Annotated in this window: 12 protein-coding genes and 2 tRNA genes; 6 read left to right on the top strand and 8 right to left on the bottom strand. The window is 47.8% G+C overall.

The features are described from left to right. Positions 1-97 precede the first annotated feature (97 nt). Both fosB and ODZ53_RS18195 read right to left on the bottom strand, forming a co-directional pair. Positions 98-550, bottom strand: coding sequence for a metallothiol transferase FosB (gene fosB, locus ODZ53_RS18200; protein WP_372679140.1), 453 nt, complete (start codon positions 548-550; stop codon positions 98-100). A gap of 67 nt (positions 551-617) precedes the next feature. Next, positions 618-842 (bottom strand): hypothetical protein, encoded by a 225-nt coding sequence (locus ODZ53_RS18195; RefSeq protein ID WP_007722024.1) that lies wholly within the window; start codon positions 840-842, stop codon positions 618-620. A 135-nt stretch (positions 843-977) separates the two neighbouring features. On the opposite strand from ODZ53_RS18195, the gene ODZ53_RS18190 reads away from it, so the two are divergent. The 4 genes from ODZ53_RS18190 to ODZ53_RS18175 all read left to right on the top strand — a co-directional run bounded on the left by ODZ53_RS18190 (position 978) and on the right by ODZ53_RS18175 (position 2,477). Further along, positions 978-1,466 (top strand): hypothetical protein, encoded by a 489-nt coding sequence (locus tag ODZ53_RS18190; RefSeq protein WP_372678899.1) that lies wholly within the window; start codon positions 978-980, stop codon positions 1,464-1,466. Positions 1,467-1,600: 134 nt separating this feature from the next. Further along, positions 1,601-1,677 (top strand) — tRNA-Pro (locus ODZ53_RS18185). Positions 1,678-1,694: 17 nt separating this feature from the next. Further along, a tRNA-Leu gene (locus ODZ53_RS18180) sits at positions 1,695-1,777 on the top strand. A 175-nt stretch (positions 1,778-1,952) separates the two neighbouring features. Further along, a complete protein-coding gene (locus ODZ53_RS18175) occupies positions 1,953-2,477 on the top strand; it encodes a type 1 glutamine amidotransferase domain-containing protein (RefSeq protein ID WP_142497902.1) in 525 nt (174 codons plus the stop codon). Positions 2,478-2,590: 113 nt separating this feature from the next. Here ODZ53_RS18175 and ODZ53_RS18170 read toward each other — a convergent pair whose 3' ends face one another. Genes ODZ53_RS18170 through ODZ53_RS18155 form a run of 4 tightly spaced genes read right to left on the bottom strand, consistent with a single transcriptional unit; the run spans position 2,591 to position 6,654 of the window. Then, on the bottom strand, positions 2,591-2,743 hold the full coding sequence (locus tag ODZ53_RS18170; RefSeq protein ID WP_016743138.1) for a hypothetical protein: 153 nt from the start codon (positions 2,741-2,743) through the stop codon (positions 2,591-2,593). Between the two features lie 4 nt (positions 2,744-2,747). Beyond that, on the bottom strand, positions 2,748-3,980 hold the full coding sequence (locus ODZ53_RS18165) for a Ger(x)C family spore germination protein (RefSeq protein ID WP_372678896.1): 1,233 nt from the start codon (positions 3,978-3,980) through the stop codon (positions 2,748-2,750). Next, a complete protein-coding gene (locus tag ODZ53_RS18160; RefSeq protein ID WP_372678894.1) occupies positions 3,973-5,079 on the bottom strand; it encodes a GerAB/ArcD/ProY family transporter in 1,107 nt (368 codons plus the stop codon). The genes ODZ53_RS18165 and ODZ53_RS18160 overlap by 8 nt, the downstream gene beginning before the upstream one ends. Then, positions 5,080-6,654 carry a spore germination protein gene (locus ODZ53_RS18155; protein ID WP_234125258.1) on the bottom strand — a complete coding sequence of 525 codons (1,575 nt, stop codon included), beginning with the start codon at positions 6,652-6,654 and terminating at the stop codon, positions 5,080-5,082. Positions 6,655-6,864: 210 nt separating this feature from the next. Between ODZ53_RS18155 and ODZ53_RS18150 the strand changes: the two genes are divergently transcribed. Beyond that, positions 6,865-8,535, top strand: coding sequence for a dynamin family protein (locus ODZ53_RS18150; RefSeq protein ID WP_142497898.1), 1,671 nt, complete (start codon positions 6,865-6,867; stop codon positions 8,533-8,535). Then, complete coding sequence (locus ODZ53_RS18145; RefSeq protein ID WP_372678891.1) at positions 8,532-10,499, top strand: dynamin family protein; 1,968 nt, start codon at positions 8,532-8,534, stop codon at positions 10,497-10,499. Before ODZ53_RS18150 ends, ODZ53_RS18145 begins: the two co-directional genes overlap by 4 nt. A gap of 75 nt (positions 10,500-10,574) precedes the next feature. Here the strand turns inward: ODZ53_RS18145 and ODZ53_RS18140 are convergent, their stop codons facing one another. Both ODZ53_RS18140 and ODZ53_RS18135 read right to left on the bottom strand, forming a co-directional pair. Further along, positions 10,575-11,438, bottom strand: a complete 864-nt coding sequence (locus ODZ53_RS18140) for a hypothetical protein (RefSeq protein WP_372678889.1) — start codon at positions 11,436-11,438, stop codon at positions 10,575-10,577. Further along, on the bottom strand, positions 11,435-12,022 hold the full coding sequence (locus ODZ53_RS18135) for a GNAT family N-acetyltransferase (RefSeq protein WP_372678887.1): 588 nt from the start codon (positions 12,020-12,022) through the stop codon (positions 11,435-11,437). The genes ODZ53_RS18140 and ODZ53_RS18135 overlap by 4 nt, the downstream gene beginning before the upstream one ends. Positions 12,023-12,045: the final 23 nt, after the last annotated feature.

The raw sequence follows: 12,045 nt of genomic DNA, 5'->3' as shown, positions 1-12,045 counted from the left end.
AGTGTTTTATCGATTATAGCATTCACGTATGGAGTTGAATCTTTGGAACTATTGTGATTTTGTGAAAAGTATATTAAGAAATGGGCAATGTCATCGATTATTCAAAAAAGGTCATGTGATGCTTTTCGTCCCGGTAGTAAGCGAGACGATCCTGGAGAGTGCCCGTATGTAATTCGAACTTATGCCCATCAGGGTCGGTAAAATAAATGGAGCGCTTATCCCGCTCCGAACGGTCCCGTCCATGCAAAATGGTCACGCCATGCTTTTCCAAGTGAGCATACCACTCATCAAATGACTCTTCTGTAATAGTGAAGGCCATGTGTGTATAGGAGTGAGCAATTTCATTGCGTGGGATGTCGGGTTCCTCATTCAGCGCCAACCAGTAGCCATTTAAGTCAAAGTAAGCCAGCTTGCGACCTCGTACTAGTGGTTTGGCGTGCAGGACATCCCGGTAAAAACAAAAAGATTTCTCCAGATCTGAGACAGAGAAAAGCAAATGATTCAATCCTCGAAGTTGCGGCAATATGTCCCCCACCTTTTTAGCAATCATCTCAATTGCTATTGTATGGGGAAAACAGGCAAACCACCAGTCCAATCCGGGTCTGCCTGCCATTTGGTTAGGATTGGCTTTGTTGAGCTTGCGCTTGGGTTTGCAGCGTGGATTGGACTTGGGACACCATTGTTTGCGCTTGGGCAATTTCCTGAGACGCTTGCTTCAAGGCTTCTTCGGCGAGCTGTGGATTGGCAGCAGATTGCTCGATTGCTTGCGTAATCATATTTTTTGCCAGCGTGGTGGCTACCTCTGCTTTTTTAAGCGAGTCCGTGTTAATTTGGCTAGGCATTGTTATACCTCCTGCGGTTTTAGGTGATCAGAACACCGTATTAATTTGCCCTGCACGCAACGGTTTATGTATATAGGTACGCGTCCAACCATTTTCTTCCCGTGATGCATAATCTGACAGGGGGAGGGACTTCAGATGAAAAAGCAATGGGTGCAGGTCATTCGATTGGCAGAGCAAGCATTCTTTACGATTATCTTTTCAGCGCATAAGCGTGTGGGGGATCGCGGAATCATTTTGCCAAAACGGTTCAATTCCAAGGTGAAAATTCGCCGTTTCCTGCAAAAGTTCATGACCCCTTGTCTGGCAAATCGAGTGATCGGCAATCTTGATTTGCGGCGAATAAACGGACGACTCGCAATCCCGGTAGGGGATACGATAGGGGCTCCACCAATTGTAAAATCACAGGTCCTGTCTTCGGGCAGCAGGTGTGCGACGCTTGTGGTATGGTTTGCCTTCGATCCAAGCGATCGATTTTTCCGTGTGTACCAGTTGAAAAAGCTTTCGAATGGGCGCTGGATTGTTGTAGGGCGTCATCCGCTGGACTATCCGTTTAATCTACCGCAGGATTTCTTGAAACGACAAATACCTTGTGGAAAAGCCTGTGCACCATGGAAAGGGAAATGAAATACTAGGAAAAAATGACTATATTCCAAAAAAATCCGGTATTGCTATTGGTTCAATTTGCCTGTATAGTATGTAAGTGTTGCGATACTTATCGGAAATTGTCGAATGAGAGAAGGTCCGATATGGTTGGCAATCGGGAAGTAGCTCAGCTTGGTAGAGTACTTGGCTTGGGACCAAGGGGTCGCAGGTTCGAATCCTGTCTTCCCGACCATGTTTTCTTTTGAATAGGCCGGTATGGCGGAATTGGCAGACGCGCGCGACTCAAAATCGTGAGGGAAACCGTGGGGGTTCAAGTCCCTCTACCGGCACCAGCAATCTATACATATGGTTTTCGTTATAAGGTGGGGAACAGTGAGTAGGCCTGTTTCTCACTTTTTTTATTATACAGACGCCAGATAGGCAGCATGCTTGATCTATGTACCTGCTGTCTTTTCCTTTTGTACCTGCTACAATAGCGTAGTATAGAAGGAAATGGAGGCGAGAACGTTGAGACTTGCAGGAAAACAAGTGGTTTGCTTCGTCGAAAGTGAATTTGAGGATCTCGAGCTCTGGTATCCGGTGATGAGACTGCGAGAGGAAGGCGCTACCGTCCATTTCGTCGGTCCGAAGGCGAATCACGTCTATATAGGGAAGTACGGTGTACCGTGTGAGGCTGACAAAGCGATGGGAGAGGTCAATCCTGCCGACTATGCAGGCGTACTCGTTCCAGGAGGATGGGCACCTGACAAGCTGCGCCGCTATCCGGAAGTGCTGTCGTTTGTGGTAGCGATGCACGAGGCGAAAAAACCGATTGGGCATATTTGCCATGCGGGTTGGGTGCTTGCCTCGGCAAAAATTTTGCGCGGGGTAACGACGACATCCACGCCAGGCATTAAAGATGATATGGAGAATGCAGGAGCTATTTGGGTAGATGAAGAGGTCGTGGTAGACGGTCACATTGTAGGTTCCCGTAGACCGCCTGACCTCCCTGCGTACGCCAAAGCGTTTGCTGATTTGCTGGCAATACAATGACAATGTGCTTTCCCCACAAAATTCCCACCGAAATATGCCACCCGTTTTACAACTCGCCAAAAAAGAATGAGAGAAACACCAAGCCGAAACATGTTACATTTCGGCTTGGTGTTTTATGAACCGGAGTTATTCCGTTTCTTCCACGGCGGATCGCCTAACTCATGAATTTTGTTATTGATTTTAAAAAAAAGATAGGGAATCAAAAACGCCATGATCGTCCCTGCAAAGGTCAAATAAGGAGGAACTACGCCTAAAAATTTGAGCATGGGATCACCTGTTGTTTTGCCGTTCGGTACGGTTGATCGCACCGATATTGCGTAAATAGACTTTTGCTTGAACCTTTATTTCGCTTTTTTCATACAGATGCTGCCCTGATTCCCAATCCTGCCGAATCTTTTTCCATAGCGAAAAATAATGCTGCTTCAAATAGTTGCCAAGCTTGATGACATCCACTTTCATCTGCTTATGGACCTTCTGGATGGTATCATTACTCATTCGCTCGATTTCTTCGGAGAACACTTGTTCAAGCTTTTTCATCGCAGTGTTATTCAGTGAATCCATTGTGGCGTAAGACTCAGCCAATGTGCCTTCACATTCGATCGTTATTGTAAATTTCATGTGTTGCCGATCACGTAAATCTACTTCAATGCTATGCTTGATCCCTTGGATGTTCATCGAGACAAGACCGTTTTTTACCTTGCCTTTTACCATACCTCCCTTAACTTTTCCCGTGAGAAAATTCAGCCCCTCCGTCTCTTCTTCCCCCAGAAAACCAATCAATTGATTGTCACGGGTAAAAACAGAGGCGCCTGCTAATTTTACCTCCTGCTCTTCTGCTCTGATACGCGGAACCACAAAACTGTACGAACTGAGAAGCTCCTCGTGGACATCGCCCAATCGAGCCTCTGGAAGCATGCGGGAATTTTTATTAACGTTTTCTCCAATCGAGTTGACGTAAATAGCGGGCAGCTTCTCTGTTTTCGGTTTGACTTCCAGTATTTCTTTAGCGGGGCCATTTGAGATAAATACCTTGCTGCTTCGTCTGGAATCTGGATCACGCAGATAGAAATCGAGTGCTCTGGCAAAACCGTTTTTCGTACGGGCAACGTCTTCGGAGACGATCAGGATATTCATATGCTGATAAAACGGAGTTCTGCTGGTCCGGGTAGCCAATTCACGTGAAATCTCGAAAAGAGAATCCCCCTCGGATATGAGGTTGAGGTAAGCCTCATTGGCTGTGTTTTGACCACCGCCTTTTCCTTGACCGCCGGAGATCAATCCACCGGGGACGACGAATTGATGAGTGACGAGAAAGCGCTCTTTTACTTGAGGTTTGTCTGGTGCCTCTTGTTTGGCTTGCTGCTCGGCTTCTTTTGTACGAGGTTTATCAACTGCTACGCCTACCACAAATCCTCGTTCCTCAATTTGAACCTGATCCCAGCATCCAGCCAGCAAAGTCGATAGAAGCAGGAAGATGCAGAAAGCAGTGAGCTGTCTATTCATGACCCTTTACACCTCGTATGACAGCGATGAGGAGCAGCAAAATCGGACATAAATAGACGAGGATCATTCCGAAATAAGTGATGCTGTCTGCAAACGCGAAGAAATCAACCAGGTTTTGTGGGAGCATCGCGACAAAATAAATCATGGGAGAAAGAATGAGCACCCAAAACGTTTTGCGCACCTTGTTGAACATGGACGACAAGTTGAGCACGGTTATATCGAGCCACATCGCACATGTGTTGAAGATCGTCATGATCCAGATGGTGAAGAAAACGGACTCCACCCGTTCAAAAAAGCCGCCGGGGATTTCGACCTCTTTTGCCAACTCGATGGTTGGATAGGTCAAGTTCGTCGCAACCTCCGCAGAGAATACGCCGATGGCGAACATGTAGATGGTCATGTAGAGCAGAATGGGGATCGAGAGACCTAACGTCACGGCCTTTGCCCCTTCCTGAGGCTTTTTCATCAGCATAGTGTAAAAAAGGATAATCTCGAAGCCAGAATAAGACAGTCCGACTACTCTGGAGCCTTCCAAGAGAGAGCGCCAGTCTGATGAAAAGAAGGGACGAACATTTTCGATGTCAAACAACTGGGTGGTAAACAGCAGGACGACGAACATGACGACAAGAACTACAGGCAAAAACAGCAGGTTGAGCCGCAGCATGGCAATACGTGATCCAATCACGGAATATTGAACGATTAAGAGAAAAGAGAGCGTGATCATTTCCACCGGGGTATTGTAGAACAGGTACTGCTTAGCGATGTTTCCGATTGCCCTGATTTCAAACGAGACAAATAGCATCGTGTAAATACAGACGAGAAAGGTCAAGATGTAAGCGATCGGTTTGCTTGCGATCATCGAGCTGTATTCAAAGAAGCTTTGTCTCGGAAAGCGAGCCGCTAGCTTGGCAAGAAGCCAGCCTACCAGGCACGCACAAAGACCGCTAATCACGACGGAAATCCATCCATCGAATGCTCCGGTTGCCTTGGCTAAGGAGCGGGGAAAGGTCAGGATGCCGACGCCGATTGTGACTGAGGCAATGTTAATCCCCATATGATTTTTGCTGATCATTTTCTCCGCCAAGGTTTCTGCACTCACTTACGACCCTCCTGTACTCATTCTGTTTTCATCTTTCGTGTGAAGGGCATCTGGTCGGGTTTTCAAGAAGGTAACCGGTGCGCGCAAAATCATATCCTTCCAATCCCTTGGCATATGTGGAGCAAGAGGCGCCAAATAAGGGTACCCGATGCTGGTCAGATTGGATAAATGAATCATGATGGCAATAAAGCTAAGCACCACACCATAAATACCAAAAATAGCCGCCATAAACATCGCGAAAAAACGAATCATTCGAAAGGCGATGGCAAGGTGATAAGAAGGGATGGCAAAAGAAGCGATGGCAGTGAGGGCGACGACGATGACCATGACAGGACTGACGATGCCCGCAGAAACCGCTGCGTCACCGATGACAAGACCGCCGACGATCCCGATAGTCTGGCCAATCGGCTTCGGCAAGCGTAATCCGGCTTCCTGCAGCAGCTCCATCGTCGTCACCATCATGATCGCTTCTACGAATGCCGGAAACGGAACCCCATCACGTGTGGCCGCGATCGAGAAGGCGAGATCAGACGGAATCAAGCCAGGGTGGAAGGTGACGAGAGCGATATAGAAAGCGGGCGAATAGACGGCCAGAAATGCTGCCAAATACCGCAACAGCCTAGCCAATGAACCGACAATCCAACGTTCGTAGTAATCCTCTGGTGAATGCAGGAGCAATCCAATCGTCACAGGCAAAATGAGCACCATCGGAGTCCCGTCCACCAATATCGCAATGCGACCTTGAAACAACGCTCCACTCACTTTATCGGGACGCTCCGTGTTATGAATCTGCGGAAAAGGTGATAAAAAATCATCTTCAATCCATTGCTCGATAAAACCGGACTCTTCTATCTCGTCCACATCGATCGTAGAGATTCGCCGTCTCACTTCATTCAGCAGTTCTGGATCAACGATGTTTTCAATGTAGGCGATGATCACATCTGTTCGGCTGCGTCTGCCTATGATCGACCCTTCAAAGCGCAAGTTCGGGTCTTTGATACGTCTGCGTATATGAACGGTATTGTCCCGGATACTCTCCGTAAAGCCATCCCGCGGACCACGCACCAATCCTTCGGAGACCGGCTCCTCTATGGCACGAGTTTTCCATCCCTTGCTGTCGACAATAATGACTTCGGTCGCTCCATCTACAAAAATGGCTGTATCCCCGGAAAGAATGCCTTCGAGTACTTTTGTCAAATCCGTTGCTTTCGATATTTCAACGACAGTGAGGACTTCCTCATAAAGCATCCGGACAATCTCGTCTGGTTCAGTCGGTACTACCTTGGAAGCAGTCGAGATCATCAACTGGATTTGTCCGAGAACTTGCGCATCCAGCATATCGCAGTTCGCCAATCCATCAATCGCAATCACGGCGCAGGTATGAGTGGTGTTGCCGATCGTAAAGGAACGAAGTAATAAATCGTGTGGGCTGCCCAGCACGGTCTTAAACGTCTCCATGTTTTGCTGCAAACTGGTCGTTAGTACAAGCGCAGGATCATTTCGCTGCTGCAAGCGTTGTGTGATAAGAGAGGGAGTTTTCTTTTTGCGACGCTGTGACAAAAATCTGCGCATCATTTGAAGTTTCCTCCCGTTCAGATTGCGAATATCATGTTAGTGCGATTTTTTCCAGATGAGAGGAAAATTATGCGGAAGAATAGGCGAATGCTAAATCTTTCATAGTTTTGAATTGAACTCATTTGTGACCTGTGATACATTCGGCATGGTAGAATAGAGTGAAGTAAAAAGGAAGTTCATGAACAGGTATTAGTAGAGAGAGTAGGAAAGATGGAGAAGGGTGGAATAGAAGTGCTTGACAGTCAAGTATTGATCCGGGAAACGGACTTTTCCCGACTGGCACATACATGGGAAGAACTCGCAGAAGTAATGAAGTCGCAGGGAGACGAAAACACGCCGCTCAAGCTCATTCAACTGGCCGCGAAAACAAAGAACGCTGAGCTGAATATTGCGTTTTGTGGACATTTTTCCGCAGGAAAATCAACGATGATTAACACGCTTCTGGGTGTTAATTTGTTGCCTTCCAATCCGATTCCGACAAGTGCGAATGTCGTGAAGATTCGTGGCGGAGAAAAAGCGGCTCGTGTCTTCACCATGAACAGCGGAGTCCTTACTTTTGATCCAGATACGGAGATGGAGAAGCTCAAGCAGTTTGCTGTTGACGGAGATACGGTTGAATCCGTAGAGGTCTCTTATCCGGGAACATTCCTTGACGAATACGCCAGCTTGCTCGATACACCGGGCATTGATTCAACAGATGCTGCACACAAAATCGCTACAGAATCTGCTCTGCATTTGGCTGACGTCGTCATTTATATGATGGATTATAACCATGTTCAAGCCGAAGAGAACTTCAACTTTACGAAGACGTTGAAGGACCGTGGCAAGCCAGTTTATCTGGTTGTGAACATGATTGATAAGCATATTGATTTCGAATTGGATTTCGACAGCTATAAGGAAAGTGTCGAGGAGGCATTCGCGACCTGGAACATTCATCCGGATGGTATTTTTTACACGTCGCTTGCGGAACCAGATCATTCTGAGAACATGTATGAAGAATTTAAGGGCATGCTTTCGCAGTTGATCGCTGATCGTGAAAAGCTGGTTGGCACGAGCGTTCGCAGTGCTGCCGAGCATTTGATCGATGAACACATCCAAGTAGTAAGAACAAGCCAGGCAGATCAACGCCAGCAGTGGGAAGCCCAGCTAGATGGTCTGGAAGTAGAAGGCATCGATAGTCGTAATGCAGCGGCTGTGCAGGAAGCGCTTGAGCAGGAGGAAGCAACAGCGGCGGCTCTAGAGCAGCGTGCTGAGGATGCCCGCGTGCAGATGGAAAAAGAGCTGAGTGTACTTTTGGACAATGCTCGTTTGACTTATTTCAGTACGAACGAAGCAGCACGAAGCTACTTGGAGAGTCGCAAACCGGGCTTCAAGGTGGGGTTATTGTTTGCAGGCAAGAAGACAGAAGAAGAGCGCGAACGCCGCGAAGAAGCGCTTCTCGTCGAGTTCCGCGAAAAAGTGGCGGGAAATCTCGACTTCCATTTCAAAGAATGGCTTGGCAAGCAGCCGCAAGTGTTTGATTTGCGGAACGAAGAATATCACGCTAGCGTGCACGCGACCAAGATCGAGATTACAGGTGAGTTCCTGAGCAAGCACATCAAAGAGGGTGCTGCTTCGAGTGAGTACGTCCTGAACTACTGTGCGGATATTTCCAGCGGGATGAAGCTGGAGTACAGACGAGTAGGTCTCTCCTTTATTGCACAAGTGGTTGAGATGATAAAGGAGAAAGTGCGCGTAGAAAGTGCAGCTCAAGGCGAGCGTCTTGGCGCATTGCGTGAGTTGGCAGCGCTGCATCAAAAGCTGGCAGGACTGGCAGCGAGAGAAGAAGAAACCAAGGGTCGTCTGTTGGCGATTATGCGTGGAGGAGAACAAGTAGCATGAATCAACTACGAGACAAACTAATTGCGGCAGCAGAGCGTCTGCGACGCGCAAGTGAAGAAGTCGTTTCCGTACCAGGGATGCAAGCGCAGGCACAGGCGATGCTGGATCGAGCAGATCGTCTAACCGCCAATCGTTTTACCGTTGCACTGTTTGGTGCTTTTAGCGCAGGTAAATCCTCGTTTGCCAACGCCTTGATGGGCGATCTCGTGTTGCCTGTATCGCCGAATCCGACGACAGCAGCGATCAACAAAATTATGCCGCCTACGGATGCGCATCCGCATGGAACTGTGCGTGTCGTCTTGAAGGAGCGCGAAGCAATTGAGCAGGATGTTATCCGTTCACTCGCTGTGTTTGGACTGGTTGCATCTGATCTGGATGGCGCACTGGCTGAGCTGGGCAAGATCGACGTCGCCCAAATCCCGCCTACGGCAAAACCTCACTACACCTTTTTGAAAGCTGTAACAAAAGGTTTGCCAGAAATGGCTGCTCATCTGGGTGGAGAACTGCTTGTGGATATGCAGGCATTCAAAGGCTTTGTAGCCAAGGAAGAAAAAGCTTGTTTTGCGGAATACATCGAGTTGTTCTATTCCTGCCCGTTGACAGACCAGGGCATCGTTCTCGTTGATACGCCTGGTGCAGATTCCATCAATGCGCGTCACACAGGTGTGGCGTTTGAATACATGAAAAACGCGGATGCCGTGTTGTTTGTAACCTATTACAACCACGCCTTTTCACAGGCAGACCGCGAGTTTTTGCTACAAATGGGACGGGTCAAGGATACGTTTGAAATGGACAAAATGTTCTTTATCGTCAATGCTTGTGACCTCGCAGCAAACGATGAGGAATTGCAGGGAGTGATTACCCACGTCGAGAAAAACCTCCTCTCGTGCGGAATTCGCCTCCCACGTATTTATCCGGTGTCGAGCCAGACTGCTCTGTTGGCACGGATGCATGAAAAAGGCAAGCTGGCAGCTTCTGCGGAGAAAGTATACCGCCAGCGCACAAATACGGCTGAAGGCGAGTCGTTAATGCCGGCTGAAGAAGCATTCAAGTTTTCGGGAATGGCGTCGTTTGAAGCAGAGTTCCTCCGCTTTACGATTGAAGAGCTGACGCAAATTGCTGTGAATGCTGCAATCGGTGAAATCCGTCGCGCTCATGATACCTTGACAGAATTCATGCGTATGGCACAGTCCGGGGAAGACGAGCGTCTGTTGCGCAAAGAAGCAGCAAGCAACGCCAAGACACAGGCTCTGTCAGCTGTTGAAGCGCTGTCTACCGCTTCGTTCGAACGCGACTTGGCCAAAGAGCGCGAGGAGCTGCTCTACTACGTTCGCCAGCGCTTGTTCTTCCGTTTTAACGAACTGTTCAATCTCGCATTTAACCCGGCTGTCATCAAGGACGATGGACGCAACATGAAGCAAGCCCTGCAAGGATGCTTGACTGATCTTCTGCGTTCGATCAGCTACGACTTGGCCCAGGAGCTGCGTGCCACTACTCTTCGCTTGGAGAAATTCACGAACAAGCAGGGGGCAACACTTGTTGCGGCATGGCAACAGGATGTACAAGGCTACGCAGCAGGTTTGACCTTGGCACCTTATCAGCAGAGACAGGTAGAAACACTGTCCTTTGCGAACGAACTGCCAGTAGCCGAATCGGCATTTGCTTCAGCGGTTTCCTTGTTCAAAAACACGAAAGACTTTTTCGAGCAGGATGGCAAAGCAAAAATGCGTGACGAGCTGGAGAAGCGCATGCAAGAACCAGTGAGCGCGTACGTAGAAATCGGAAACAAGCAATTGGATGAGCAGTTTTCAACGCTGTTCCAAGAGCTGGTGGCAAGTGAGCGCAATCGCGTCATCGACCAGATCAACGAGTACTTCACAGGTCTGTTTGCGGCTCTTGAGATGAACGTCGATCTCGACGAGCTTGCGGCAAAAGTAAGTCGTGTAGCGGCTGAGTTGGAGTAATTAATTTTCTAAAAGTAATAAAGGGCAGTCCCTATGTCTTTTCAGACCAGGGATTGCCCTTTTTTCAGGTATTTATCATACTACCCGCAGCAAAATATGTTCGAATCCGTCTTCGTCTTCCTCGGGCTGAAAAATAACAGTCCACGTCAATGTCTCATCAAAAATGTACATATCGATAGTGAAGCGCCCATAGTTTTCCAGCAGATATTTTGCGTCCATCTTCATTACTTTGTCTCGCATCATCTCTTTTCCGAACGTACTAAAACCTTCCCAAAAAACGAGTACCTCACCTTTTTCAAGCAAAAACGTTTCCGCTTCATTTTCGGACATACCCTCTCTGACGATACCTTTATCGTTGTTATTGAATCTCGCTAAGTCCCAGAGGCAACCTTGGTACTGCGTGATATATCGGTTATATACAAATCGGCGAAAGCTACAGCTTTCTACATCGTAAAATACGGAAATATATCGTTCTTTTAATGACTTTGAAAAGTCTTTCTCTAAAGATGGAATCGTACGTGTATTCACGACATCAGGACTATACTGAACTGGCCGATAGAAAAATTCTTGTGTATCACCATTTTTTTTGGTCTCTTTGGTAGAAAATCCATAGCTCATTTCTTCGATATAATTTGTCCTAGCAAACATATCTAGTTCGTACTGCAATTGACTCTTGTGAAGCTTGGCAAATTCTCCTGCTGGTATCGTTTTCACATAGCACCCATCTGGAATGTGTTCAATATGACTCACTCTTTTCCCGATGATCGTGCCATCTGAATCCCACATCTCAAATATTTTTTCTGGCTCAAGTACATGCTCGATCCCCGTAAGCCGAGGATTATAAAATTGTGCGTAATCATCGTCGTGAGAATCAAAATCCAAATCCTCTGGGACGCCTATGACGATCACCTCATCGAGTTTGCATATTTCCAGCCTCATGGTTCCCCCTGTTTCAATTTCCGATTCTCCCATTCCTCGCGCAATATCCCCATCTTAATCGCATCGTAATATTCACCGCGAACAATCCTTGCTTTGCGTACCCGCGCTTCTTCCACCATTCCCATGTGAGCAGCCAGCTTGATCATCCGTTCGTTGCCGGACCACGTACCAATGCCTAAACGTACCGTATCCATGTGGGTAAACAAGTAGTCGATCCACATCCGAAACGCTTCCCGGCCATAACCATTTTGCCAGTAGCGGGAGTCGTAAATGACGATTCCGATTTCGCACCAGTTCGTCTCCTCAGATACCCAGTAGCGACCGACACTGCCTTTTAGCTCGCCGTCAATCTCAATGATCAGCTCGGTTCTTGGTGCATCTGTCCCGACGAGAGCGAGAGACTCCTGGGAGCGTGGGAGGGCACGATACTCTTCTTTTGTGTACGGGTCAAGCGGTTTATAGGGGCCATTCCAATTGAGATGTTCCCGATCCTCGGCTTCGTATTTCCAATAGTAAATCGTATCCAAATCTTCTGCTCGAATATCTCGAAGAACCACCTTTTCTCCTTGCAAATGAATACGCATGACTTGTTCTCCTTTCGTTTGGG

The organism is Brevibacillus sp. BD137, assembly GCF_041644655.1.
In the GTDB taxonomy this organism is placed as follows: Bacteria; Bacillota; Bacilli; order Brevibacillales; family Brevibacillaceae; genus Brevibacillus; species Brevibacillus brevis_D.
This window is presented reverse-complemented; position numbering and strand designations above follow the sequence as displayed.